The following is a 25,564-nucleotide window of genomic DNA, read 5'->3' as shown; positions in this document are numbered from 1 at the left end:
ATGCGCGCTGCCCGCACGAGATGGATTCTCATATTTGTCTAAGAGGAACCTGTGAGCAGGGACGACCCTCTCGGGCGGGTGTATTTTGGAGGGATGCCAGCACTGAGCAGTCGTCTCGCCGCCATGCGCCGCGGCATCGGTCACGCCATGCGTCCCCATCCGGTCACCGGGGTCCCGTCGGGCCGGCGGCTCGAGCTTCCGGGGCGCGGGGAGACCTTCGTCACCGACTCCGGGCGGCGCGACGGTCCGGCCGTCTTTCTGCTTCACTCGGTCAGCACCACCGGACTGCTCTGCTGGTATCCGGTGATCCCGCTCCTGGAACGCGACTTCCGCGTCATCACCATGGACCACCGTCTGCACGGTCGCGGGATCGAGTCCGACACGTTCTCACTCGACGACTGCGCGGACGACGTGGTCGCCGTCGCCGACAGCCTCGGGATCGACTCGTTCATCGCCGCGGGATTCTCCATGGGCGGAGGCATCGCACAGCTCGCCTGGCGCCGCAGCCCCGACCGGGTGGCCGGGCTCGTCCTCTGTTCGACCGGCCCGTACTTCTCCAGCATCGATCCCGCTCGGCTGGCGCTCGAGCAGCGTCTCGGCAAGGCGCTGAGCGTCGTCGAAAAGGTTCTCCCCACTCCGTCGGAACGGATCCTCGACGACCCGACCGCTCATCCGGTCAAATGGGGTCTGGCACAGGTCACCTCCACGAGACTCGGTCTGCAGGGCGTGTTCGCCGAGGCGATGGCCCGATTCGATTCGCGCGATTGGCTCGGTGAGATCGATGTGCCGACCTCGGTGGTGGTCTCGACGTTCGACAAGGTGGTGCAACCCGAACGGCAGCAACTGCTCGTCGACGGCATCCCGGGCGCTCAGCGTTTCGATGTCGCCGGTGGCCATGCGTGCTGTGTGCTGGGCGCGGAGAAGTTCATTCCGGAGTTCACGGCGGCCGTCCGTTCGGTCGAGCGCCAGTCGTTGACTGTCTGACACGAGAGGTCGTGCCGGAGCGTCGGTCGGCGGTTCGGTAGACTGCCACAAGTCGTGCACCGCACGCGACGCCCCTATAGCTCAGTTGGTAGAGCTACGGACTTTTAATCCGCAGGTCGTAGGTTCGAGCCCTACTGGGGGCACTGGTGGAAGCCAGGCCGGAGAACATCTCCGGCCTGGCTTCTTCGCTTCCGGTCTCCGACGGCTGTCGGCGCGGCGCTCGCCGATCACCCTCGATGTGCGTGTGAATAGCCGAAAAACGTCGCTGACCACACGATTTGCGTTCTGTCGACGAAGTGCCATAAAGTTTGTCTCGCTCCCAACGAGGAACACCGGCCCCCTTCGTCTAGCGGCCTAGGACGCCGCCCTTTCAAGGCGGTAGCGCGGGTTCGAATCCCGTAGGGGGTACGCGGTGAGAGTCTGATAAGGTTCTCAAGGCAACAAATTGAATATGGCCCTGTGGCGCAGTTGGTTAGCGCGCCGCCCTGTCACGGCGGAGGTCGCGGGTTCGAGTCCCGTCAGGGTCGCTTTTTGGTTTCGGTTTTTCACCGGCACCGTCCGGCCAGGTAGCTCAGTTGGTACGAGCGTCCGCCTGAAAAGCGGAAGGTCGTCGGTTCGATCCCGACTCTGGCCACATTCGATCAGAGGCCCACCGGCAACGGTGGGCCTCTGATCCTTTTCGTCTGAACATCTCTCGTCGTCTGAACATCTCCGGCAGGCCCGCGGATGGTGCGAACCGGATCGAGTTCACTGTGTGTCCATGTCATTCGGCTGCCGCGTAACCTTAGGGTCCAGCTAGGAAGTTTCTGCCGCCCTGTGGAAGGGTTTCGGTGATAGCAGCGCGCACAAGGAGGGGCGATGGCCAACGGCGGGACGCCGCAGGAGAACGATCCGGCGTTGAACATTGTCGACAACGTCGTCGACCGCGAGTACACCGTCGAGCGGTTGGTGGAGAACCCGGTAGAGAAGGTCATCGATAAGCCGGTCACGCTCGAGCGGATCGTGGAACGGCTGGTGGTCAACACCGTCGACACCATCATCGACAAGCCGGCGACGGTCTCGCGGCTGATCGAGAAACCCGTTGTGACGGTGGTCGACGAGATCGTCGACAAGCCCGTGAGCGTCAGCCGCGCCGTGGAACGCCCGGTGGTGACGATCGAGGACGAGGTCGTCGACAAGCCCGTCAACATCCATCGCCGGGTCGAGAAGCCGGTGGTGACGGTGGTCGACAACATCATCGAGATGCCGGTCGAACTCCAGCGACTCGTGCAGCAGCCGGTGGTGACGGTGGTCGATGAGATCGCTGAGAAGCCGGTGGAGCTGTCGCGGTTGGTGGAGAAGCCGGTGGTGACGGTGGTCGATGAGATCGCTGAGAAGCCGGTGGAGTTGCCGCGGTTGGTGGAGAAGCCGGTGGTGACGGTGGTCGATGAGATCGCTGAGAAGCCGGTGGAGTTGCCGCGGTTGGTGGAGAAGCCGGTGGTGACGGTGGTCGATGAGATCGCTGAGAAGCCGGTGGAGCTGTCGCGGTTGGTGGAGAAGCCCGTCGTCACCTTCGTCGACGAGATCGTCGACACCCCCGTCGACGTGCCGCGCGTCATCGAGAAGCCGATCGTGACGGTGAAGGACGAGATCGTCGACAACGAGATCGACATCCCGCGGTTGGTGGAGAAGCCGATCGTCACGATCCTCGACGAGATCGTCGACAAACCGATCGAGATCCAGCGGCTCGTGGAGAAGCTGCTCGTGACTGTGGTGGACGAGATCGTGGAGCGGCCCACCGAGGTCTCGCGCATGGTGGAGAAGCTGCTGGTCGAGATCACCGACGACGTCGTCGAGAAGCCCATCAGCGTCGAGCGGATGGTGGAGAAGCCGATCGTCACCATCGTCGACAAGGTGGTGGAGGTCCCGGTCGAGTCGGTCGTCGAGAAGGTGATCGAGAAGCCCGTCGAGAAGATCGTCGAGGTGATCCGCGAAGTTCCCGTCGAGAAGATCGTCGAGAAGGAGATCGAGGTCCCGGTCGAGAAGATCGTCTACAAGCCCGTCGAGAAGGTCGTCGAGAAGCACGTCGACGCGACCGAGGAATCGGCGGCGGAGACGACGGTCGAGAAGGAGATCGAGGTCCCGGTCGAGAAGATCGTCTACAAGACGGTCGAGAAGGTCGTCGAGAAGGAGATCGAACTCGTCGTAGAGAAGGCGGAGATCAAGACCGTCGAGGTGCCGCGCGAGGTGATCGTGGAGCAGATCGTCGACAAGCCGATCGAGAAGCCGGTCGACCATGTGGTCGAGCGGATCGTCGAGAAGCCGAACGTGGTCGAGAAGGTGATCGAGAAGCCCGTCGACCGTGAGGTGGAACGGATCGTCGAGATCCCCAACGTCACCGAGAAACTGGTCGAGAAGCCGGTGGACCATGTGGTCGAGCGGGTGGTCGAGAAGCCGAACGTGGTCGAGAAGATCGTCGAGAACCCCGTCGAACACGCCGTGGAGCGCGTGGTCGAGAAGCCCGAACTGGTCGAGAAGATCATCGAGAAGCCCGTCGAGCACGTGGTGGAACGGGTTGTGGAAGTGCCCAACGTCGTCGAGAACGTGGTGGAGAAGCCCGTCGACCGTGTCGTCGACAAGGTGGTCGAGATCCCCAACGTCATCGAGCAGGTGGTGGAGCGGCCCGTCGACCGCGTGGTGGAGCGGGTGGTGGAGCGGCCGAATGTGGTCGAGAAGATCGTCGAGCAGCCGGTGGACCATGTGGTCGAGCGGGTGGTGGAGCGACCGAATGTGGTCGAGAAGATCGTCGAGCAGCCGGTGGACCATGTGGTCGAGCGGGTGGTGGAGCGACCGAACGTGGTCGAGAAGGTCATCGAGCAGCCGGTCGACCGCGTGGTGGAACGCGTCGTCGAAGTGCCCAACGTGATCGACAAGGTCGTCGAGCGCCCCGTTGACCGCGTGGTGGAGCGGGTGGTGGAGCGGCCGAATGTGGTCGAGAAGGTCATCGAGCAGCCGGTGGACCGGACCGTCGAGCGCGTGGTGGAACAGCCCAACGTGGTCGAGAAGATCGTCGACAAGCCGGTGGAGCACGTCGTGGAGAAGATCGTCGAACGGCCGGAGATCATCGAGAAGGTGGTCGAGCAGGAAGTCCGCCGCGAGTTCGACAAGAACGTGCAGACCCCCGTCCTGGTGGAGAACGTGATCGAGAAGCGGTTCGACCACGTCGTGGAGCGGATCGTCGAGAAGCCCGTCGAGCACATCGTGGAGAAGGTGGTCGAGAAGCCGGTCTACGTCGAGGTCGAGAAGGTGGTCGAGAAGCCCATCGAGCAGATCGTCGTGGTCGAGAAGCCGGTCATCGTCCGCAAGGTGGTCGAGAAGCCGGTGGAGACCTACGTCGAGGAGTCCGAGGACACCGTCCGGACCGTGACCCACGACCAGCCGGAGCCGGCGACCGGCGGCGAGACGCAGTACGTCCAGCCCGAGCCCGACACCGGCAGGCATCACTGGGTGGACGCCGGCACCGGGCAGCACCCGGACCACGGCTTCGCCGGCTCCGAATCCGAGGAGACGCGGCCGCGCGTCAAGGTGGACCCGACGTACACCGTTCGCCGGGCGCGTCACCGCAGCCCCGACTGAGATCAGTAGGCACGACGGCATCCGAGGGGAATGTTCCCTCGGATGCCGTTGTGCGTCCTGATGCCGGCACGCACCCGGCCCTACAGTGGACGCATGAAAGCTGTGGTGTGTCACGAAGGTTCGCTCGACGTGCGCGAGATGGAGGTTCCCCGCCCCGGCCCGGGCCACGTATTGATCAAAGTGCTCCGCGCCGGGATCTGCGGGTCCGACCTGCATGCGCGGGTTCACGGAGACGTCGCCGCCGACATCGGGGAGAAGGTGGGCTACGACCACTTCATGCGCCCCGCCCACGAGGTGGTGATGGGCCACGAGTTCGTCGGGGAGGTGGTCTCGTACGGTCCCAAGTGCCGCAAGCGGTGGAAGCCGGGCACCGCGGTGGTCGCGCTGCCGATCATCCGTCACGACGGCGAGGTCGAAATGGTGGGGCTCTCGGCGCAGGCGCCCGGAGCGTACGCCGAATACATGGTGGTCCAGGAAGATCTGGCGATGCCCGTCCCCGACGGTGTGGACGTGGAACTCGCGGCCTTGACCGAGCCGCTCGCGGTGGCGCATCACGCGGTCCGGCGCAGTGAGATCGGCCGGCGCGACGTGGCCGTTGTGGTCGGCTGCGGCCCCATCGGCCTCGCGGTGATCCTGATGCTGAAAGCGGCGGGAGTGCGCACGGTGGTCGCCGCCGACCTCTCCGAACTGCGCCGCGACCTCGCCCGTCAGTGCGGAGCAGACGTCGTGGTCGACCCCGCCGTCGACAGTCCTTGGGACGCGGCGCCGCAACAGAGGAAGCACTTCACCCGCGTCGGAGATCTGTTCTCGGTGGCATTCGACGCCATGCACGCACTTCAGACCATTCCCCGGACGCCGTGGTGGTCGCTGATGAGCGTCGCCGACAAGCTGTCGCTCACGCCGCGCGGGCCAGTGGTCTTCGAATGCGTCGGCGTTCCCGGAATGATCGACGACCTCGTCGCGCACGCGCCCTTCCGCTCGCGGGTCGTGGTGGTCGGAGTGTGCATGGAGCCGGATGTCTTCCAGCCGGCGATGGCAGGCAACAAGGAGATCGACCTGCGCTTCGTCTTCGGCTACGACCCCGCCGAGTTCCGGGCCACGCTGCACATGATCGCGCGCGGGACGGTTCAGCCGAGGCCGCTGCTGACCGGGACGGTCGGGCTCGGCGGTGCCGCGGGGGCATTCGAGGCGCTCGCCTCGGCACGCAGTCACGCGAAGATCCTCATCGATCCGGCGAGCGACGTCGTGGACGTCTGAGCGTCCGGAGGTGATCCGGCGGTACTTTCCGTGATTGGCGCCACAACCGGAATTATGCGGACCACGGTCCGGTTATGCTCTGTGTGTGCGGCACACGCCGCCGCAGAACCACAGACGCCATCGAGATCGCTTCCGCAAGGAGAACCGTCATGACTGCAGCAACCGTCACCCCCGCTGACCTGACCCCCGGCACCTGGACCATCGACCCGGTCCACTCGACCATCGGCTTCTCGGTCCGCCACCTGATGGTCTCGAAGGTCCGCGGCACCTTCGACGCCTTCACCGGCGCCATCACCATCGCCGAGGACGGCACGCCGTCGGTCCAGGCCGAGATCGACGTCACCTCGATCAACACCCGCAACGAGCAGCGCGACGGCCACATCAAGTCGGCCGACTTCTTCGACGCCGAGAAGTTCCCGACCGCCACTTTCACCTCCACCTCCGTGGTGGAGAAGGGCGGGGACTACGAGCTCACCGGCGACTTCACGCTCAAGGGCGTCACCAAGCCGGTGACCCTGAAGATGGAGTACAACGGCGTCAACGCGGGAATGGGCCAGGGCCCGGTCGCGGGCTTCGAGGCCTCGACCGTGATCAACCGCAAGGATTTCGGCATCGACATCGAGATGCCGCTGGAGACCGGTGGAACCGTGGTCGGTGACAAGATCACCATCACGCTCGAGATCGAGGCGACGCACACCGCCTGATCGCTCCACCCCGACATCACCTCCCGGTCTTCGGTAATCTCAGTGAGATTCCATTGGGCCGGGAGGTGATTGCTTGTGCGTGGCGAGACTCGCACTGAGCTGCACCGTTTTGCCGAATGGGTGGACCGCAGGCTGAAACTGGCCTACTTCGGCGGGCGGCTCGTGGAAGGCGGAAGCGAACGCGTCGCCACCGAGTGGCGGGCGATGGACGTGGAGACCCGCCGCGGAATCGTCGCCCGGGCCATGGTGCTCGGAAGCGCGATTCTCGGCGGGGCCAAGATCCTGATCAGCATCGAGACCTTCATCGCGGTGTTCCTCGCGTTCAGCGGCGGCGAACTCACGCTGCACTCGGGTTCCGAGGATCCCGGCATGCTCGCGGTGCTGTTCTCGACGCTGGTCGGACTGATCGTCAGTCTCGCGATCTCGCTGCTGTTCCTGAAACCGCAGTTCGCGTGGTTCGTCAGCGGCGGTCCCGCCGACGACGACCGTCGAAGACAAGTGCAGGTGATCCCGACCCGCGTGGTGTACGCCGACTTGGTCGGCTGGCTCGCCGCGTACCTGATGTACGTGGTGCTCTCCGACGCCGAGCCGGTGTTCCTGCTCGCCATGCTCGTGGCGTTCATGCTCGCCGCCATCACCTCGGCGTGCCTGAACTACATGTTCATCGAGAGCGCGGTCCGGCCGTTGACGGTGCTCGCCTTCGGCGGGCGGTCGATGCGGTTCGCGATGCACGGCGTGCGCGAGCGCATGGCGGTGATCTGGCTGGTCTCCTCGGCGGTGCCGATGGTCGGGATGGTCACGATCATCGTCGGGCGGGTACTCGGCCTGGTCCCGCAGGTGGAGGATCGTTTCGACTGGCCGATCGCGTTTCTGGCCTTCATCGCGCTCGCCTCGGGCGGGCGCGTCGTCGGACTGGTGGGCCGTGCGATCCGCGATCCCCTCAACGAGATGAGTGATGTCATCGAATCGGCTCGCGACGGCGACCTGACCAGGCGCGTCGCCGTCTACGACTCCTCCGAGATCGGTGTGCTCCAGCACGGCATCAACGGGATGCTCGACGGGCTTCAGGAACGTGACCGGATGCGCGAGATCTTCTCCCGCCACGTCGGAGTGGGGGTCGCCGACCTGGCTCTCGAACACGGCGGAGATCTGGTCGGATCGAACACCGAGGTCGCGGTGATCTTCGTCGACATCACCGGGTCGACGTCGTTCGCGGCGCGGCGCGACCCGCGCGAGACCGCGGTGGTTCTCAACGCCTTCTTCTCCATCGTCGCCGAGGTGGTGGAACGGCACGGCGGCTTCATCAACAAGTTCGAGGGCGATGCGGCGCTCGCCGTATTCGGTGTGCCCGCGCCACTGGACAATCCCGCCGAATCGGCGTTGGTGGCCGCGCGCGAACTCGGTGTGGCGCTCGGTGAGAAGCTCCCGCTGGAGTGGGGGATGGCCGTGGCCTACGGTCCGGTGTTCGCCGGCAACATCGGAGCGCGGACCCGGTACGAGTACACCGTGATCGGGGACCCGGTGAACGAGTGCGCGCGGTTGTCCGACCGGGCCAAGGAGGGATACTCGCCCGTCTACGCCAGCGGCGCGGCCATCGACCGTGCCGGCGCCGACGAGGTGGCGAAGTGGCGCCGCGTGGATCGGGTGACCCTGCGCGGTCGGCCGGAGCCGACCGAGATCTTCGCGCCGCGCGAGTTGCTGATCCGCGCCGAGCCGCCGTCGCTCGGTAGTGTGCTGGCTGACCTGGTGAAGTTCGCCATACCGCGTGAGCGTTCGCCGCGTGCGGCCGCGAAGGAGCAGTGACATGAGCGATCGGCCGACAGCCGGATTACCCGACCAGAGCGGCCGCACCTGGGTGATCACCGGCGCGAACAGCGGGCTGGGTGCCGAGATCGCCAGGGCTGCCGCGGCGGCAGGCGCCGACGTGACCCTCGCCTGCCGCAACCTGGACAAAGCCGAACGTGTGGCGGGCCGGATCGGCGCGTCGGCGCGCGTCGCGCATCTCGATCTGGCCGATCTGGGCTCTGTGCGCGATTTCGCGGCCGGCGTCGAGCCGTTCGACGTCCTGGTCAACAACGCCGGAGTGATGGCATTGCCGCACAGGCGTACGGCCGACGGTTTCGAGATGCAGATGGGCACCAACCACCTGGGGCATTTCGCCCTCACCGGACTGCTGCTGCCCAGAGTGCGCGAGCGGATCGTCATCATGTCCTCGCTCGCGCAGAACTGGGGAAGGATCCACGCCGACGACCTCAACTGGGAGCGGCGGCGCTACAACCGATGGGCGGCGTACGGCGACTCCAAGCTGGCGAACACCGTGTTCGGACGAGAGCTGGCGCGCAGGCTCACCCAGTCGGGATCCCCCGTGCGGGCGGTCCTGGCTCATCCCGGCTACACCTCGACCGGTCTGATGGGGCAATCCGAGACGCCCGTGGACTACTTGATGAAGGCGGGCGCGATGCTTCGCGTGGGACAGCCTGCGGCTCAGGGGGCCTTGCCCGCACTGTTCGCGGCGACGGCCGACGTCCCGAACGGCAGCTATTGGGGACCCAACCGGGTGCTGCGCGGTACACCGTCGCGCGCACGTTATCGTGCGGCGGCCGACGATCAGCGGGTTCGCGACCGCCTCTGGTCGGCGTCCGAGGAACTGACGGGCGTCACTTTCGACGTCTGAGAGCGCGCGGGTCAGCGCACCCCGGCGGGACGGAACTGGACGCTGATCCGCGGGCCGACCCCGGGCGTCTTCGGGACCGCGTGATCCCATGTGCGTTGGCATGAGCCACCCATCACCAACAGATCGCCGGAACCGAGGACGAATTTCCGTGACGGTCCGCCGCCCCGCGGGCGCAGCAGAAGGGTGCGCGGAGCGCCCAGGGAGACGATCGCGACCAGGGTGTCGTCGATCCGTCCCCGGCCGATCCGGTCACCGTGCCAGGCGACGCTGTCGGAGCCGTCCCGATACAATGCCAGACCCGCGGTGGCGAAGCCGTCGGGCAGTTCTCGTCGGTAGTGGTGCGTCAGTGCATCGCGGGCCCGTTCGAGGATCTCGTGCGGCAGCGCGCTGCGCTGATCGTAGAAGGCCAGCAGCCGCGGGACGTCGACCACCGACTCGTACATCTGCCGGCGTTCGGCTCGCCACGGGACATCGGCGCGCAGGGCGTCGAACAGGTGCATCGACCCGGTGACCCAGCCGGGGCGCACATCGACCCAGGCGCCGTCGGAGAGCGGGTGTCGTACGGTGATCGCGCTCAGTGCGGCCAGGCCGACGTCCGCGTCAGCCGAGTCGAACAACGAGGCCTGAACTCCAGTGCCCATGGCTGGAGCCTACCAGGGTATCGAACGTACGTTCTAGTACGAACGGCGCGCGGTCATCGCAGACTGCCGAGTCGCTCGGCGGCCTCGGCGATGACCTCGTCGCGCTTGCAGAAGGCGAAGCGGACCAGGTGCCGCCACGGCTGATCGTCGTCGACGAATGCGCTGACCGGCACGGCGGCGACCCCGATCCGCGCCGGCATCTCGCGGCAGAACTCGAATCCGTCCGAATACCCGAGAGGGCGCGGATCGGCGCAGACGAAGTACCCGGCCTCGCTGCGGTGGACGTCGAACCCGGCCGTGCGCAGCGCGTTCGACAGGACGGTCCGTTTGCGCGCCAGGTCGGCGGCGTTGGCCCGCACCCAGTCCATCTCGGTGCGCAGCGCGTGCGCTACCGCGGGCTGGAACGGTCCGCTGCCGACGTAGGTGAGGAACTGCTTGGCCGCACGCGCCGCCGCCACCAGATCGGCGGGGCCGGTGATCCAGCCGACCTTCCACCCCGTGCACGCGAAGGTCTTGGCGGCGCTCGAGATCCGCAGGGTGCGCTCGGCCATGCCGGGCAGCAACGCGAGCGGGTGCTGGCCGCGGCCGTCGAAGAGCAGGTGCTCGTACACCTCGTCGGTGATGGCGACGGCGTCGTACTCGATCGTCAACCGTGCGATCTGGGCGAGGTCGTCGTCGGTGAGTACCGTGCCCGTCGGATTGTGCGGCGAGTTGACCAGCACCGCAGCGGTATTCGGTCCGAACGCGGCGGCCAGCGCCGATCGGTCGAGCACGAATCCGTCGCCGTCGCGCACCAGCGGAACGGTGCGCCGGACACCGCCCGCGAGGGCGACGCAGGCCGCATAGGAGTCGTAGTACGGCTCGATCATCACCACCTCGCGGCCGGGCTCGACGAGCCCGAGCAGGGCACCGGCGATGGCCTCGGTGGCGCCGACGGTCACCAGGACCTGCGAATCGGGGTCGCGGTCGATGCCGTAGTGATCGCGTTCATGTGCGGCGATCGCGTGGCGCAGCGACGGCACGCCGATCCCGGGCGGGTACTGATTGCCGCCTGATTCGATCGCGTCGACGGCCGCCGCCAGCATCGATGCCGGCCCGTCGGAGTCGGGGAACCCCTGACCCAGGTTGATCGCGTCGTGCTTCACCGCGAGGGCCGACATCTCCGCGAAGACGGTGGACGTGAACGGGCGCATGCGGTCGACCAATGGCATGGCTCCAGGTTGGCACACACCCGACCGATGCGGTCAGCGGACGTGCGCCACTCCCGTGCACGTCGGTGCGGCCAGGGTGAGGAAGGGCCCTCGGTTCATCGCTCGCGTGGTGATCCGGACCGGTCCCGGACCCGTGGCGATCTCCGCCGAGAACCCGGCGCCCTCGGCGTCGTGGGTGAAGTGGGCATTGCTCTGGCCGCTCCGGCCGGTGCGCAGGTTCTTCCAGGTCAGGGTGCCGTCGGTGCGGTAGCCCCAGATGCTCGGATTGCCCCAGGTGACGCTGATGCGCCCATTGCCGTCGGGGTAGACGGTGACGCCGCCGTAGTAGGGATTATCGATGATGTTCGGTGACAGGCCGATGCAGTTCTGCGCGACGTACTCGCTGGTCTCGATGTCGGCGCCGGCCGCGCCGGCCCCGGCCGCGGTTCCCGCGACGACGGCTCCCGCTGCGAGAGCGACGACAGTTCCGGTGACGAGACGGTTCACGGTTCCCCCTTGGAATCGACGATGGTGTTCGAACCCCCGACAACCGGTATGTCGCACGAACAGACGACGAGTGTTACGTGCGTCTCACGGCAGCGGCGGTCCGACGATGTCGTCGGCGTCGACGATCCGGTACGCGTAGCCCTGCTCGGCGAGGAATCGCTGGCGGTGCGCGGCGTAGTCGGCGTCGAGGCTGTCGCGCGAGACGACCGAGTAGAAGTGCGCTTGACCGCCGTCGGCCTTGGGCCGCAGCAGACGGCCGAGGCGCTGGGCCTCCTCCTGGCGAGAACCGAACGTACCCGAGACCTGAACCGCCACCGAGGCCTCGGGGAGATCGATGGAGAAGTTCGCGACTTTCGAGACCACCAGGGTCTGCAACTCTCCCCGGCGGAAGGCGTCGAAGAGCTTCTCGCGTTCGGCGTTCCGGGTGGAGCCCTGGATCACCGGGGCGTCGAGTTCCCGGCCCAACTCCTCGAGTTGGTCGATGTAGGCGCCGATGACGAGGGTCTGGGAGTCCCGGTGGCGTTCGAGGATCGACCGGACCACGCGGATCTTGGAGTGGGCGGTGGAGCAGAGCTTGTACTTCTCCTCCGGTTCGGCGACGGCGTACTGCAGCCGCTCCGAATCGGTCATCGTCACCCGGACCTCGATGCACTCGGCCGGAGCGATCCAGCCCTGCGCCTCGATGTCCTTCCACGGGGCGTCGTAGCGTTTGGGGCCGATGAGGCTGAAGACGTCGCCCTCGCGTCCGTCCTCGCGGACCAGCGTGGCGGTGAGGCCGAGGCGCCGTCGCGACTGGAGGTCGGCGGTCATGCGGAACACCGGGGCCGGAAGCAGATGCACCTCGTCGTAGATGATCAGACCCCAGTCGCGCGAGTCGAACAGGTCGAGGTTCTTGTACTCACCCTTCGATTTGCGGGTCATCACCTGGTAGGTGGCGATGGTGACGGGTCGGATCTCCTTGCGCTCGCCCGAGTACTCGCCGATCTCGTCCTCGGTCAGGGAGGTCCGGGCCACCAACTCACGCTTCCACTGGCGGCCGGCGACCGTGTTCGTCACGAGGATCAGCGTGGTGGCGCCGGCCTTGGCCATCGCCGCGGCGCCGACCATAGTCTTTCCCGCACCGCACGGCAGGACTACGACGCCCGAACCGCCCGCCCAGAACGAGTCGGCCGCCAACTCCTGATAGTCGCGCAGATGCCAGTCGGTCTGCTCCAATTCGATCGGGTGCGCCTCGCCGTCGACGTAACCGGCGAGGTCTTCCGCGGGCCAGCCGACCTTCAGCAGGATCTGCTTGAGGCGCCCGCGCTCGGACGGGTGGACCACGACGGTGTCGTCGTCGATCCGCGCGCCGAGCATGGGCGCGACCTTCTTGTTCCGCAGGATCTCCTCCAGCACGGCGCGATCCAGACTCACGAGGGTGAGCCCGTGCGCGGGGTTCTTCATCAGCTGGAGCCGCCCGAAGCGGCCCATCGTGTCGACGATGTCGACCAGCAGCGGCTGCGGAACCGGGAAACGCGAGTGCGTGACGAGGGCGTCGACCACCTGCTCGGCGTCGTGGCCGGCGGCCCGCGCGTTCCACAGTGCCAGCGGAGTGACCCGGTAGGTGTGGACGTGCTCGGGAGCGCGCTCGAGTTCGGCGAAGGGTGCGATCGCGGCCCGCGCGGCGGCCGCCCCCGGATGGTCGACCTCCAGCAGGAGGGTCTTGTCCGATTGCACGATGAGAGGTCCGTCGGTCACCGGTCCATTGTCCAGGTTCGGGCGCGGTGCGGCCACCTGCCGTCGGGAGTCAGAGCACCTCGACGCGGGTGATCCGGTGCAGCGCGAACCGGAGGTCGGGCTCGCCGCCCTCCTCGTCGGCCACCAATTGTCCGGCGGCCAGCGAACGGGCGTGCACCACATGCCGACTCGCCGCGCCCTGCGCGTCCACATAACCGATGCGCAGGCGCCTCCCGGTGCGCAGGGCCAGTTGGATCAGCGTGGACACGGTCTCGCCGGCGGCACCCGACGCCGAGGCCGCGGCGACCGGTCCGGCGGCGCGGTCGGCGGTCCGCATCCGGGAGACGACGGCGTGCGCCTGACCGGGACCGAGAGCGGCGCGTCGATGCGGTGGGGACGACGCCGCACCGCGGGCCGGGACGCGGACGCCTCGGCTGCGCAGGTCGATCAGCGCTCCGGAGGAGTCCTCGCCCGCGGGGCTGAACCCCGATGCGCGCAGCCGGTCGATCACATCGCGCAGCGGTGCCGCCGACACCGCGACTGTCGGGGCCAGGGCGCGCAGGGCCAGCTCGGTCGCGGCCTCGCTGCGCAGCACCTCGGTGAGCGTCGCGGTGTCGTCGCAGCGGATGAACGACGCCGCCACGCCCACGCGCAGCCGGCCGTGTCTGCGGGCGACGTCGTCGATCAGATATGTCAGCGACTGCGGCACGGGCGTCCGTGAGTGCTCGTGGAGGAACGTGGCGATCTCGGCACTGGTGCGGCCGGTGTCGAGCGTGCGCCGCACACTGTCTTCGGTGATCCGATACATCGAGGCGGCACCGCCCGATTCGAGGTCGGCGATCAACCGGAGCCGGTCGGCCACGTCCGGATCGAGCGGCCCGGGCACCACGACTGTCAGGTCGGCCTGGACCAGAAAGTAGTCGATGAGGTCGGGCAGGGACGCGTCCATCGCCGCGAGCACGTCGGCCGCCGACTCGGCGTCGGCGGGAACGTCGAGGAGCAGCCGCCCGGCGGTCGTGAGCGAGCCGTGCGCCACGAGTCCGAGTTCGGTCGCCTCGCGCAGGGTCTCGGACACCACGTGCACGTTGAGTCGGCGGAGACGGCGCGGATGACGCCATCCGAGCACCGCGGTCAGCGCTTCGGGGGACACAGGGTGGGCGGGCTCGGCGTCGGCGAGCGGAGCCAGCACCGCGCGGCGTGAGGCCGCGGCGGTGGCGTCGAACAGTTCGGACGACAGCGCCGCGAGGGTGTTCCCCTCGCGGTCGGTGTCGCCGATCTGCCAGGGCTGCCGCGGCAGATCGAGCCACGCCCGCGCCATGCCGAGCCATCGTCGCCCGGAACTCAGATGCGCCCAGGCGTCGACGGCGCCGGTGGGCGCGAAGACGTCGTCGGCGAGGTGGTCGCCCGCGTCGGAGTCGGGCGCACCCGCGTCGAGCAGCCGCTGCCTGGCCAGCAGTTCGACGAGCAGGCCGACGCGGCTCACGGTCAGGGCGGTGGTCTTGGCGAGGCGCCGGAGTTCGCGGATGCCCAGGCCGCCGGACCGCAGCAGGGCCGCCGGTGCGGTGCCGAGCGCCTCGATCAGATCGCCGGAGTGACGGAGCAGTTCGAGCGCCTCGCCCGCCCCCGCGGCGTCGACGGCCTTCGCGTCGAACCGCCCGGGGCCGTCCGCACCGGTGAGTGGCGGTTCCCGCAGGACCGCGGTCTCGAGCGGCGGCTGACCGCGAAGCAGTTGTCCCACCTGGGGCGGAAGCTCCACAGTCTGCTCATCGATCCGTGCGAGCAGGCCGAGGGAGATGAGGGTGGGCACCGGCGCGCTCGGATCGGCATCCGGTGCGGCGTCGCGACTGCGCCCGAGAGACGACCCCTGGGCGAGTGTGGTGAGCAGTTCCCTGGGCCGCTCGGCGGCCGATTCGATGCGCTCGCGGATCTGCGCGGGAGTCGACTCCGCGATGGGGCCGAGCAGATTGTGAGCCCGCCACGGCAGGGCGGCGGGCAGATGCGCCCCGGCGATCCAGTCGGTGTGCCTGCCGCGCCGGCGGGGGCCGGTGCCCCACAGCAGTGCACGGGTGACCATCTGGTCGAGACGCGCGTCGACGTCGCCGCGCCGCGCCCGCCGACCGAGACGGGCGACGATCGCGTCCCGGCTCACCGGCCCGAGGAGTTCCTTGCGTTCGCCGATCGCACTGGACGCGTCGAGAAAGGCCTCGATCACTGCGACCGCCAGAAGGTCGAGCCCTTCGCCCGCCAGGGAGATCGACGCCGCCGACAGCGCGCGCTGGGCGAGGACACCGGTGCCGCGGGGCGGGGGAGAAGCGAGGTCGGGCCGGGCGATCAGCAACTCGACGAGCGCATCGTCGGACCGCTCGGCGAGATCGTCGGCCAACCCGCGCAGCGGCAGGTCGGGACTCATTCGGACAACTGTACCGCCGGTTCAGCGGGCATGGCACAATGAGGCCGTGGCTAAGAAGAGTGGATACGTGGACAACGGTTGGCCGACGGATATCGGTGAGCAGCACGCGGTGACGGAGTTCACCTCTCACCTGGCGGGTGCGCTCTCGCCGTTCGGCGATTACTACGAGCTGCCGCAGCCCGTCGACAGCCTGCCGTACATCCAGTCGAAGACCGTCGTCAACCGCTGACCTGACCTGAGCTCTGCCGAGACCGGCCGGACCGTGTGGTCCGGCCGGTTTTCGTGCGCCATGCGTCACGTCGGTGCGGGGGCGGTCGCGAAATGCGAGAAGACCCCCGCCGAAGCGGAGGTCTTCTCGGATGAACTTCTCGGGTGATCAGGGGAGGTTGATCAGGCCCTTGTTCTGGTTGTACAGCTTCAGCTGGTCCGGGGTGAGCTGGTAGCCGGAGTCCTTGGCGGCCTTCCAGGCGCTGCGCACCTCGGGGCTCACCTTGGAGTCGTTGACGACCTTGTCGATCTGCTGCTTGGCCTCTTCGGTGTTCTTCGCGTCGGCAGACTTGGCCAGGCCGGTCTTCGGGGCGTCCTGCTGCTTCGGTGCGAGCGGGTTGGCCGGCTTGGGGGTGGCCGGGGCGCTGCGCTGGGTGGGGCCCGAGAGGGGACCGCCGCAGGTGGGCCATGCGCCCTTGCCCTGGGTGGCGAGAACGCGCTCGCCGACGGCGATCTGCTGCTCGCGGGTGGCCTGGTCGGCGCTCGGTGCGTACTGGGTGCCGCCGTGGGCCGCCCAGGTGCTCGGGCTGAACTGCAGGCCGCCCTGGTAGCCGTTGCCGGTGTTGATGGCCCAGTTGCCGCCGGACTCGCACTGTGCGACCTGATCCCACTCGGAATCGGTCGCTGCCGAGGCGTGACCGCCGCCCATCAGGGCCGCGCCGCCGCCGATGATGGCCGACGTGAGGGCGATCTTCGCGAAAGTCTTGGTATTGGTCGTCTGCTTCGAGTGACGTCCGGACATATGTCTTCGTTTCCTCTCTCCACGCGCCTACGAGGTGAGCTGTCGGGTTCGGGCTGAGAGGTGCCCGGTCCGGCTCGCGTCACTGGGTGCGACGTCTGCCGGGCTTAACCCCAAGGCCGACCACCGAGGTGATCGACCGGTTCCCGGAGGATTGTGGGTCCCCCGTCCTCGCTCCTGAAACTGCATCAGCGGGTGTCCTGCCGGCGGAGCGAGGTTGGGCGCGACCGGCGGAACGGGCGTTCGGGTGGTCGCCTGGGTGGCGGCCGTCATGAACACTACGTCGTCGAGCCCGCGAGAACATCTGATGCGAAGAGGTGCTCTGAGGTGGTGTGAAGCGGCCGATCGGGCGTCGTGGCACGTCCGTGCTGCTCACGGCACTGATACCCGTCTCGTATCCCGTTCGTTATCGGGTTGTTATGTGACAAAGGTCACATCCTGATTGAGAGTTCCGACACGCCGGTATGTCAGGATTGTGCGCGTCGAGCTTCGAGCGCGCGGAAGCTGCTGGCGTGGAAGACAAGTGGTTCGACGTTCGGGTCGCAGCGCAGGGCGTCGATGGTCAGAAGCACCACGAGGTGGTCGCCCGCGGGGATCTCTGAGAACACCGTGCATGCCAGGTGGGCGGCGGCGCCGGGGATGAAGACCGCGCCCGAGTCGTCGGCGATGGGGCGTACCCCGGTGAACCGGTCCTCCGGCGGCCCCGCGAGCCTGCGGCAGACTTCGCCCTGGTGCGCGGCGAAGACACTCACGCCGACGGTGCCGCCCCTCAGTGCGGGCCAGGTGGTGGAGCCGTTGCGGACGCACACCGACACCAGCGGCGGATCGAGCGAGACGGTGGTGAAGGCGCTGGCGGACATCCCGATCGGGTCGCCCCCGGGATCGTCGCCTGTGCGACACACGGCCACCACGCCGGACGGGAAGCAACTGAAAGCTCGTTTGAGTTCGGTCTCGTCGCTGACGGGCCGCAGCGGCCGGTCCGGGTCGATGCGGTTCACCGGCTGCGCCGGCCGGACAGCAGGGCGAACACGATCCCGAGCAGCAATCCCAGCGGTGCGCCCATGGCCAGAACGTAGACGGTCGTGACGACGGCCGTCCCGGTGTCCCGGACCGCCGGGAACAGCAGGGCGATGCTCGCGATCATCCCGATGCCGAACATGACGACGGCGACCCCGAGCAGGCGTGAGGACTTCTGGGTCTGCATGGCGTCAACGGTAGCCCGAACGCTAGAATCTGTTGCAGCGCGCCTCCGCTCGGACTGCCATCGGGCCAAGGCGCTTTTGTCTGTGGCAGACCAGATCAGTTGTGAAGGTGAGCACTGTGCCGACCGGCCGGGTGAAGTGGTACGACTCCGCGAAGGGCTTCGGGTTCCTGTCGCAGACCGACGGCGAGGATGTGTACGTCCGGGCCAACGCGCTGCCCTCGGACGTCTCGGAGCTGAAGGTCGGACAGAAGGTGGAGTTCGACATGGCGGCGGGACGCCGCGGCCCGCAGGCGCTGCGTGTCACGGTCCTCGAACCGGCGCCCAGTGTCGCGCGCAACACGCGCGAGGCGGCACGCCGCGAGCGGGACGCGAAGCGTCTCTCGCCCGACGAACTGCACGGGCTCATCGCCGATCTCATCACCTTGCTCGAAGGCAAGGTGCAGCCGGATCTGCGCAACGGCCGCTATCCCGACCGGAAGACCGCCCAGCGGATCTCGGAGGTCGTCCGCGGCGTCACACGCGAACTCGACCGCTGAGGCGGGCGTCCGTCCGGCCGAGCTAGCCGCGCTGGTCGGGCAGCGTCGCGGTGTTCGGAATGCGGAAGTCGACCGGCAGAGTCCGGATCGAGAAGGTGCCGCGGATCGACAGGTCGACGTCGAGCGAGTCGTTGTCCTGGCCGGGGGTCTTCTCCCGGTACGCCGAGATCGACGACACCTCCACGCCCATCAGCACCCGATCGGGTTCGCTATGCAGGATCTGCGTGAAAGTGGTGCCCGGCAGGTGCAGCCACATCACGCGTGCGATGCCCCGTGGTGTCGCGTATTCGGCGATGAGCGTCCACGGCCCGTCTGAGATCTCCTTCGGAACGCTCAGGGTCACCCGCTCGCCGATGGCGACCGGGTGGTCGTAGGTGCGGAGCTTGAACTTGCCGTTCCGGTCGACGAGTCGGCAGTCGTCCATCTTCACCGAGCACCAGTACGACGGTTCGGCCCGGGTCAGGTGGTCGCCGGCCTGGAACGAGATGGTCGGCAGCGGCTTCTCGTGTCCCCGGACGAGCAGCGTGGTGGCGCCGGCGATGATCACCAGGGCCGCGACCACCACGGCTCCGATGATCGCGAGGGCCTTCTTGTCTCCCGGTTGCAACACGTCGAATACGTCCTTCGGTTAGGGGGCGGGGGGCTGGGGGATGTGCGGGCCCGATCAGGGGCGTGTCGGCCGCGGCTCAGCGCGGTGCGCGCAGATGGTCGGGCACTTCGATCGGCATCGTCGGGGCCGCGTGATCGGGGCGGCGGCCGCCGAAGCCCGGCACCATCGTGGAACCGCGGCTGGTCAGGAAGGTCTGGACGAGACCGATGCCGACGAACACGGTGACCACGGTGAAGCCGATCCACAGCTCGGTGGGCAGGAGCACACCCAGGGTGGCGCCGAAGACCCAGCAGAGTTGGAGCACCGTCTCCGACCGGCCGAATGCGGACGCCCGGGACTCCTCCGGTAGATCGTCCTGGATGCTCGAGTCCATGCAGACCTTCGCGATGGCGCTGGTCGCCGAGCCGATGAAGCCTGCGACGACGACGAAGATCAGCGAGTTGAAGACCGCGGCCAGCAGACATCCGACGAATGTGGCCGCGGTGGACCACACGACGATCGCGGTGGGATTGCGCAGCTCGATCCGCGTGCCGAGGCCGTTTCCGACGGCGTTGCCGACGCCGGCGGCGGCACCCACCGCACCCAGCATCATCAGCTGCGCCCAGCCGGAACCCAGGTGGTCCTGCGCCTTGGCGTAGAAGGCGATGTACAGGGTGAGAAACCCGGTCAGGATGCGGATGGTTCCGTTGCCCCACAGTCCGGTCACCACCGAACGGCCCAGCGGCTGGCGCATCTTGGCCGCCAACCGCTTCGAGAGGCTCGGCTTGTGGGCCCGCTCGGTGGGGGCCTCGGCGTCCGGACTGCCGCGGTAGGTGATCGTCGTCGGGACCTCGCCCTCGGTCACCTCCACCCACGACGGGATCTTCATGCAGTAGTAGCCGCCCATCGCTGCGACCAGCACCAGCCAGATCATCGCGCCCGGAACGTGGAAGGGGAGGAACTTGCCGAGCACCATCTCGAGCGCGCCCGCGATGCCGCCGCCGACGATGGTGCCGCCGATCAGGCCGAACGTGGTGAGCCGGGAGTTGACGCGGGGCAGATCGATCGAGGGCGGCAGCACGCGCGGTGCCACGGCCGATTTGAGCACCCCGAACGATTTCGACAGGACCATGAGCCCGAGTGCGCACGGATAGAGCACCCACGGCTTGTACGTGAGCTGCCCGGATGAGGAGTCCCACGAGGAGTTCACGATGATGAGCAACCCGAGGACCGCGCGGAGGCCGAAGGTCGCGGCCATCGCGATTCGCCGCCCGTTCTGCAGCCGGTCCAGAAGCGGCCCGATCAGCGGTGCGATGAGCGCGAACGGTGCGATCGTCAAAGCCAGGTACAGGCCGACGTTGACCTTCGATTCGCCGGTGGCCGCGGCGAAGAACAGCGTGTTCGCCAGCGCGACCGCCATCGCGGCGTCGACGGCGCTGTTGGCGATCACCGGCAGCGTGAGCGCGGTGAGTCCGGACCGGTCGGCGCCGTCGGCCGTCGCCGCGCGATGCACCATGTTCACGCCGCGGGCGGTGAAGTACTTCGACCGCCGCGCGAAGACCCGGACCACCGTGACCTTCTCGGGTGGAACGTATTCGGTGCCGCGGCGACGGTCCTGCGCGCCGGCCTCCGGCTTGATCCGGGTGGTCGGCTGGTCGACGGGTTCGGTCTGCGGGTCGAGCGGGGGCAGATGCGGGTTCCGGGTGCGCGGAGGCAGATAGCCCTCGCTGGCCGGACGTTCGCGGGACTCGAACGGTCGGGTGGGCACGCGCGGTCGCGGGTCGGCCGGGTAGTTCGCCTGGCCGGGATGCGGCGCCGGCCGCCGCGGAGACCGCGGAGACTGCTGCCGGTCACCGCCGTGGGGGCGGTTGTCACCGGGTTGACGAGGATTCACGTCATCAATTGTTCCCTATGACGCGGACAAGGCTGGGAACAGGCGGCGCCCGACGCTTCGTGTGTGCCTCGCCGATCCCGCGAATCGTCTGCGAAAGGTGCCTGACGTGCATTACCCGGGCCGCTATTGCACACTGGAAGGGTGAGTGTTGCATTCGAGAACGGCGCCCTGGTGGATGCTGTCGCCTTCGCGCGCGAAGCATTGATCGCCGACGGCGAAACGCCTGGTGAGCATCTGGGGGCGCGCTCGGAGGGCGAGTACGCCGCCACCCACTACTTCGCCGCCGAAGTCCCCGGCTACCGGGGTTGGCAGTGGTGCGTCGTCGTCGCGGGTGCGCCCGAGTCGAGGGAACTGACGGTCAGCGAGACCGTCCTGCTCCCCGGCGACGGCGCTCTGCTCGCCCCCGAATGGGTTCCCTGGGTGGATCGCGTCGCGCCGGGCGATCTCGGTCCCGGCGATCTGCTTGCCGCGCCCGCCGACGATCCGCGGCTGGTCCCCGGGCAGATCGACACCCTCGACGTCGATCCCATCGACCGGGATCAGGTGGGGCAGGTCTCGGCGGAGATCGGCCTCGGACGCAAGCGCCTGCTCTCCTTCGAGGGCCGCGCCGACGCCGCCCAGCGCTGGTACGACGGCGAATTCGGTCCCGATTCGGCGATGGCCCGCAACGCCCGGCACTCGTGCGGGACCTGTGGTTTCTACCTGCCCCTCGCCGGAGCGCTCCACGGCGCCTTCGGCGTCTGCGCCAACGAGCTGTCCGCCGACGGCCGCGCGGTCTCCGCGGAGTACGGTTGCGGCGCGCATTCGGACGTACGGCCCGCACCGGGCAATGGCAGCCCGGCCTACGACGCCTTCGACGACGGTGCCGTCGAGGTCGTGACGCTGCCGGCCGTTCCGGCGAGCGATGCCCCGGCCGGAGACTGATCCCGCGGATCCGTTCGGGACCGCGGACCTGCGCCGGAGCACCCTGCAGGGCTGGCTGTCGTCGCCCACCCGTCTGGCCGAGGACGCTGCGGCCGAGGCGGAACTTCTCGAGATCGGTTACCGCGACCGCCTCTTCACCGAGCTCGCGGCCAATGCGGCCGACGCGGCGAGCCTGGCCGGCATCGACGGCCGGGTGGCGGTGTGGGCCGACGGCGCCACCGTCCACGTCGCGAACACCGGTGCGCCGCTGACGGCCGCCGGAGTCCGGTCGCTCACGGCGCTGCGCGTGTCGCCGAAGAGCCCGCTGATCCACGGCGGGACCACCGTCGGCCGCTTCGGCATGGGTTTCCGTGCCACCTCGCTCGCCGCGCGCGTCACCCTCGCCTCACGCAGCGGATCGATCGAGTTCGACGCCGATCGGACTCGCGGACAGATCCGCGCGCTGATCGACGATCCCGATTCGGAGCTGGATCTCGATCGGGTCCCCGCGCAGCGACTGGCCTGGCCCTCGGCGGCCCAGCCCGCTGCGGGATTCGACACCGAGGTGGTGCTGGAGACGGCCGACGAGGAGGCCGCGGCCGCGATCGTGTCGGCGGCGCAGCACCAGGCGCCCGACCTCCTGCTCGAACTGGAGGCGCTCGCGCGGATCGACGTCGCCGGGCGGAGTTACGAGCGTCGGGCCGACGGCGACACCGTCGTCATCACCCGCGACGGCACCGAGCACCGGCGCTGGCTGATCGCGCGAGCCGACACCGCCCGATGGCTGGTGCCGATCCGGGACGGACGGATACGGCCGCTGTCGGGCGACGCGCTGCGCAGCCCCACAGCCACGGATATCGAACTGACCCTTCCCGCGCGCGTGATCGCCGACCTGCCGTTGACACCCGATCGCCGGGAACTGCATCCCGACGCCGACGTCGAGGCGGCGGCCGCGGGTTATCCCGAACTCGCGGCACTGGTTCCCGACGACCAGAAGCAAGCGGTGATTCCCCCGCCGGCGCTCGCATCGGGCCGGGTGGACGCGGTGCTCCGGGAGGCGGTCCGGGACCGGCTGCGCACTGCCCGGTGGCTGCAGTCTGCCACCGGGGAGGCGCTCTCGCCCGAACGGGCATGGGTGCTCCCGGGCCTGACGGCCGACCTCGCGGCGCTGCTCGGCGACGTTCTCGAACCGTTGGCGCATCCGGATGTCAGTGACCGGGTGACGGCGTCGCTGCTGGTGGGGTTGGGCGCTCGGCGCCTCGGCCTGGCCGATCTGGCCGAGCTGCTGTCCGGTGCCGGCGGCGAGGACACCGCATGGTGGTCGCGGCTCTACGCGGCGCTGGCGCCGATGGTCCCGGACGCACGGACCGCCGAGGAACTGGGAACGCTGCCGGTTCCGCGCGCCGACGGCCGCATGAACGTCGGGTGCCGCGGGCTCTTTCTCATCGAGGGGCTGGACGGGCTCGACGATCCGCCCGTCCCGAGCTGGGTGCCGACCGTCGATCCCGCCGCCTACGACCCGCTCCTGGACCGCCTCGGACTCACGCGCATCTCGCCCGCGGCGGCGCTGGCGCTGCCCGAGCTGATTGCGGAGCTCGACGCCGGCCCCGATTCCGACGACCCCGCTGCCGACCCGGACGCCGTGACCGACGTGGTGCTCAGGATCCTCGGACTGCCCGACGCCGGTCGCGCGCCGGCCGAACTCGGCGGTCTGGAACTGCTCGGAGCCGACGGCGAGCGGTGGCCGGCGGACGAACTCCTGCTGCCCGACAGCCCGCTGGCGCGGGTGCTGGTCGACGACTCTCCGTTCGGAACCGTCGCCGATTCGGTGGTCGAGACGTACGGGCCGACGGCTCTGCGCCGACTCGGCGTCGGATGGGGATTCACGCTCGTGCGCGACGACGCGCCCGTCGCGCCGGATCACGACCTGCCCGACGAGGAGCGATGGTGGGAGGAGCACGAGGTGCCGCCCGAAGAACTGATCGCCGTTCGCGACCTGGACCTCGTCGACTCTCGGCAGTGGCCGGCCGCTCTCGCGCTGCTGGCCGACGACCCCGACACCGCGTCCGCGCTGACCGGCGGGTACACGCGGTGGTGGCTGCGCCGATACGCCGAGATCGACGGCACGGCGCTACGGGGTCTCCGATCGGTCGACGAGACGTCGCTGCGCGGGCTGTTCGACCCCGTCGAGGTGCCCGCGGCGGCCGCCGGACTTCTCGCCGCCGGTGAGCCGGACGACGCCGACGACGCGGCCGACTGGCTGGCAAGGCTCGCCGATCCGGCACGGACGGTCGCACCCGGCGTCGCAGTCCGTGCCCATGCCGCGCTGGTCAGTGCCGTGCGGTCCGGGACGTTCGCGGTCGACGACGTCGAACCGCCCCGAGGCGCCCGGACGGTCTCCGGCGAAGTCTCCGACGATCCCGTGGTGGTCGGGGCGCCGTGGTGGACGATCGTGGTGCCCGCCGGTCGCGCCGTCCTGCCTGCGATCCCGCCCGACGCCGATTCAGCCGCTCTGCTGGCCGATCTCCTCGATGCACCTACCGCGGCCGAGGCCTACCGGGTGATCCCGGACCAGGGCGGCGAGTCCGTCGGACCCGACTCCGCCGACGCCGTCCGGCTGTCCGCGGCTGCCGGACTGCCCGCGCCCCACCGCGTGCGGCTCCACGACGATCTCCACGTCACGGTGACCGGTGAGACCGACGAACGGCGTCGCGTGCCCCTGTGGGTGGACGACGACGGGACGGTGCATCTGAGCCGATGTCGGGAGCGGGCGGACGATGAGCCAGTACCGTGAGCGGCGAGCCGCGAACGATGAGTTCCCTCCAGAGACACCAGCGAGGCAGTAGTGCAGCAGTTCCCGATCGACGAACGCATCACCGACTGGGTGGTGCACTCCCGGCACGAACCGCTGACCTCGGTGATGCAGTTCCTGACCGTCCTCGGTGACACCCTGACGGTGGTCCTGGTGGTCATCGGGGTGCTGGTGCTCGCGTGGGTGGGCAACCGCATCGACCTCTCGGCACTCATCGTGGTCGGCAGCCTGAGCGGCTACGTGCTGATGGTGCTGCTCAAGCTCTTGTTCGCCAGACCCAGACCACCGGTCACCGACCGGCTCATCGACGTCGGGGGAGCGTCGTTCCCCTCTGGGCACGCGATGCTCAGCACCGTCGTGTACGGGCTCTCCGCCGTCATCCTGTACCGGCTGTATCCGCGCGTGCGGGCGCGACCGCTGATCCTGCTGTGGATTCCCGCGCTGATCGCGGTGATCGGTCTCAGCCGGGTGTACCTCGGCGTCCACTGGACCTCCGACGTCGTCTTCGGCTGGTTGTTCGGACTGATATGGCTGCTCGTCTGTCTCGTGGCCCATGCGCAACTGGTCCGGCGACCCGCCCTGCTGCGGGTGGGAACCAAGCGGGTGACGAATTCGGTGGCCCAACAGGCCCAGCACGATCAGCAGGTGAAGAACGCCAGGGATCAGCGCACGTCGAGCCCTTCCTGAGCGCCGCGGGAACCGCGCCGCACGGCGGCCTTCTGGAGGAGTACCACGCCGGTGCCGAGCACACCGACGCCGAGCCCGACCAGGCACACCGGCAGCGCGCTGTCGGGACCAACACCGCCGAGCCACACCACCAACGTGGCCACCGTCCAGATCAGCATCCCGGCCACGATGACCGGTTCGGGTGCCCTGAGCCTGGCCGGGAGTTGCGGGATCTCGGACTCGTCTGACATGGGTT

22 protein-coding genes, 4 tRNA genes and 1 riboswitch are annotated in these 25,564 nt (G+C 68.6%); of the genes, 15 read left to right on the top strand and 11 right to left on the bottom strand.

The window, feature by feature from the left end; all coding sequences use genetic code 11:
- The first annotated feature begins 93 nt into the window (after window positions 1-93).
- The 10 genes from ABFX36_RS01070 to ABFX36_RS01025 all read left to right on the top strand — a co-directional run bounded on the left by ABFX36_RS01070 (window position 94) and on the right by ABFX36_RS01025 (window position 9,234).
- Window positions 94-984, top strand: coding sequence for an alpha/beta fold hydrolase (locus ABFX36_RS01070; RefSeq protein WP_045537588.1), 891 nt, complete (start codon window positions 94-96; stop codon window positions 982-984).
- Between the two features lie 70 nt (window positions 985-1,054).
- A tRNA-Lys gene (locus ABFX36_RS01065) sits at window positions 1,055-1,127 on the top strand.
- A 192-nt stretch (window positions 1,128-1,319) separates the two neighbouring features.
- Window positions 1,320-1,392: transfer RNA gene (locus ABFX36_RS01060), tRNA-Glu, on the top strand.
- 45 nt (window positions 1,393-1,437) lie between these two features.
- A tRNA-Asp gene (locus ABFX36_RS01055) sits at window positions 1,438-1,511 on the top strand.
- Window positions 1,512-1,544: 33 nt separating this feature from the next.
- Window positions 1,545-1,618 (top strand) — tRNA-Phe (locus tag ABFX36_RS01050).
- A 224-nt stretch (window positions 1,619-1,842) separates the two neighbouring features.
- A complete protein-coding gene (locus ABFX36_RS01045) occupies window positions 1,843-4,599 on the top strand; it encodes a hypothetical protein (RefSeq protein ID WP_101841615.1) in 2,757 nt (918 codons plus the stop codon).
- Window positions 4,600-4,692: 93 nt separating this feature from the next.
- Window positions 4,693-5,856, top strand: coding sequence for a zinc-binding dehydrogenase (locus ABFX36_RS01040; protein ID WP_222111383.1), 1,164 nt, complete (start codon window positions 4,693-4,695; stop codon window positions 5,854-5,856).
- A gap of 149 nt (window positions 5,857-6,005) precedes the next feature.
- Complete coding sequence (locus ABFX36_RS01035; protein ID WP_045537582.1) at window positions 6,006-6,560, top strand: YceI family protein; 555 nt, start codon at window positions 6,006-6,008, stop codon at window positions 6,558-6,560.
- Window positions 6,561-6,635: 75 nt separating this feature from the next.
- Window positions 6,636-8,363 (top strand): adenylate/guanylate cyclase domain-containing protein, encoded by a 1,728-nt coding sequence (locus ABFX36_RS01030; RefSeq protein ID WP_278126289.1) that lies wholly within the window; start codon window positions 6,636-6,638, stop codon window positions 8,361-8,363.
- A 1-nt stretch (window position 8,364) separates the two neighbouring features.
- Complete coding sequence (locus ABFX36_RS01025) at window positions 8,365-9,234, top strand: oxidoreductase (protein ID WP_006894557.1); 870 nt, start codon at window positions 8,365-8,367, stop codon at window positions 9,232-9,234.
- A gap of 11 nt (window positions 9,235-9,245) precedes the next feature.
- On the opposite strand, the gene ABFX36_RS01020 is transcribed toward ABFX36_RS01025, so the two are convergent.
- The 5 genes from ABFX36_RS01020 to ABFX36_RS01000 all read right to left on the bottom strand — a co-directional run bounded on the left by ABFX36_RS01020 (window position 9,246) and on the right by ABFX36_RS01000 (window position 15,698).
- Entirely contained in the window at window positions 9,246-9,875 is a 630-nt protein-coding gene (locus ABFX36_RS01020) for an alpha-ketoglutarate-dependent dioxygenase AlkB (RefSeq protein WP_346074705.1), read from the bottom strand.
- A 53-nt stretch (window positions 9,876-9,928) separates the two neighbouring features.
- Window positions 9,929-11,086: a pyridoxal phosphate-dependent aminotransferase gene (locus ABFX36_RS01015; RefSeq protein ID WP_039866699.1), complete on the bottom strand. Its 1,158-nt coding sequence runs from the start codon at window positions 11,084-11,086 to the stop codon at window positions 9,929-9,931.
- Between the two features lie 33 nt (window positions 11,087-11,119).
- The gene (locus tag ABFX36_RS01010) at window positions 11,120-11,572 is read right to left on the bottom strand and encodes a hypothetical protein (RefSeq protein ID WP_006894563.1); all 453 of its coding nucleotides are present in this window, start codon (window positions 11,570-11,572) and stop codon (window positions 11,120-11,122) included.
- Window positions 11,573-11,656: 84 nt separating this feature from the next.
- The gene (locus ABFX36_RS01005; RefSeq protein ID WP_006894564.1) at window positions 11,657-13,309 is read right to left on the bottom strand and encodes a DNA repair helicase XPB; all 1,653 of its coding nucleotides are present in this window, start codon (window positions 13,307-13,309) and stop codon (window positions 11,657-11,659) included.
- Window positions 13,310-13,358: 49 nt separating this feature from the next.
- Window positions 13,359-15,698, bottom strand: a complete 2,340-nt coding sequence (locus tag ABFX36_RS01000; protein WP_222111381.1) for a helicase-associated domain-containing protein — start codon at window positions 15,696-15,698, stop codon at window positions 13,359-13,361.
- Window positions 15,699-15,744: 46 nt separating this feature from the next.
- On the opposite strand from ABFX36_RS01000, the gene ABFX36_RS00995 reads away from it, so the two are divergent.
- Complete coding sequence (locus ABFX36_RS00995; protein WP_006894566.1) at window positions 15,745-15,927, top strand: hypothetical protein; 183 nt, start codon at window positions 15,745-15,747, stop codon at window positions 15,925-15,927.
- Window positions 15,928-16,074: 147 nt separating this feature from the next.
- Here ABFX36_RS00995 and ABFX36_RS00990 read toward each other — a convergent pair whose 3' ends face one another.
- The 3 genes from ABFX36_RS00990 to ABFX36_RS00980 form a co-directional block, all read right to left on the bottom strand.
- Window positions 16,075-16,707: a transglycosylase family protein gene (locus tag ABFX36_RS00990; RefSeq protein ID WP_006894567.1), complete on the bottom strand. Its 633-nt coding sequence runs from the start codon at window positions 16,705-16,707 to the stop codon at window positions 16,075-16,077.
- An 8-nt stretch (window positions 16,708-16,715) separates the two neighbouring features.
- Window positions 16,716-16,908: riboswitch (cyclic di-AMP (ydaO/yuaA leader) on the bottom strand.
- Window positions 16,909-17,171: 263 nt separating this feature from the next.
- Complete coding sequence (locus ABFX36_RS00985) at window positions 17,172-17,702, bottom strand: flavin reductase family protein (protein WP_346074704.1); 531 nt, start codon at window positions 17,700-17,702, stop codon at window positions 17,172-17,174.
- Complete coding sequence (locus tag ABFX36_RS00980) at window positions 17,699-17,908, bottom strand: hypothetical protein (RefSeq protein ID WP_006894572.1); 210 nt, start codon at window positions 17,906-17,908, stop codon at window positions 17,699-17,701. The genes ABFX36_RS00985 and ABFX36_RS00980 overlap by 4 nt, the downstream gene beginning before the upstream one ends.
- 116 nt (window positions 17,909-18,024) lie before the next feature.
- Between ABFX36_RS00980 and ABFX36_RS00975 the strand changes: the two genes are divergently transcribed.
- A complete protein-coding gene (locus ABFX36_RS00975) occupies window positions 18,025-18,444 on the top strand; it encodes a cold-shock protein (protein WP_006894574.1) in 420 nt (139 codons plus the stop codon).
- A 22-nt stretch (window positions 18,445-18,466) separates the two neighbouring features.
- Here ABFX36_RS00975 and ABFX36_RS00970 read toward each other — a convergent pair whose 3' ends face one another.
- Window positions 18,467-19,054 carry a DUF2771 family protein gene (locus ABFX36_RS00970; RefSeq protein ID WP_346074703.1) on the bottom strand — a complete coding sequence of 196 codons (588 nt, stop codon included), beginning with the start codon at window positions 19,052-19,054 and terminating at the stop codon, window positions 18,467-18,469.
- Window positions 19,055-19,130: 76 nt separating this feature from the next.
- Window positions 19,131-20,927 carry an MFS transporter gene (locus ABFX36_RS00965; protein ID WP_346074702.1) on the bottom strand — a complete coding sequence of 599 codons (1,797 nt, stop codon included), beginning with the start codon at window positions 20,925-20,927 and terminating at the stop codon, window positions 19,131-19,133.
- 141 nt (window positions 20,928-21,068) lie between these two features.
- Here ABFX36_RS00965 and ABFX36_RS00960 point away from each other — a divergent pair, with 141 nt between their 5' ends.
- From ABFX36_RS00960 to ABFX36_RS00950, 3 genes are read left to right on the top strand one after another with little or no spacing between them, the layout of a single operon-like run.
- On the top strand, window positions 21,069-21,851 hold the full coding sequence (locus ABFX36_RS00960; RefSeq protein WP_039866704.1) for a DUF3027 domain-containing protein: 783 nt from the start codon (window positions 21,069-21,071) through the stop codon (window positions 21,849-21,851).
- The gene (locus ABFX36_RS00955; protein ID WP_346074701.1) at window positions 21,832-24,624 is read left to right on the top strand and encodes a sacsin N-terminal ATP-binding-like domain-containing protein; all 2,793 of its coding nucleotides are present in this window, start codon (window positions 21,832-21,834) and stop codon (window positions 24,622-24,624) included. Before ABFX36_RS00960 ends, ABFX36_RS00955 begins: the two co-directional genes overlap by 20 nt.
- A gap of 51 nt (window positions 24,625-24,675) precedes the next feature.
- Window positions 24,676-25,329 carry a phosphatase PAP2 family protein gene (locus ABFX36_RS00950; protein WP_006894582.1) on the top strand — a complete coding sequence of 218 codons (654 nt, stop codon included), beginning with the start codon at window positions 24,676-24,678 and terminating at the stop codon, window positions 25,327-25,329.
- On the opposite strand, the gene ABFX36_RS00945 is transcribed toward ABFX36_RS00950, so the two are convergent.
- A complete protein-coding gene (locus tag ABFX36_RS00945; protein WP_006894584.1) occupies window positions 25,305-25,559 on the bottom strand; it encodes a DUF2530 domain-containing protein in 255 nt (84 codons plus the stop codon). The genes ABFX36_RS00950 and ABFX36_RS00945 overlap by 25 nt on opposite strands.
- Window positions 25,560-25,564: the final 5 nt, after the last annotated feature.

Origin of the sequence: Gordonia cholesterolivorans (genome assembly GCF_039531975.1) — a bacterium.
In the GTDB taxonomy this organism is placed as follows: Bacteria; Actinomycetota; Actinomycetes; order Mycobacteriales; family Mycobacteriaceae; genus Gordonia; species Gordonia sihwensis.
Note: the sequence above shows the minus strand (reverse complement) of the source record. Positions and strands in the feature narration are given on the sequence as shown.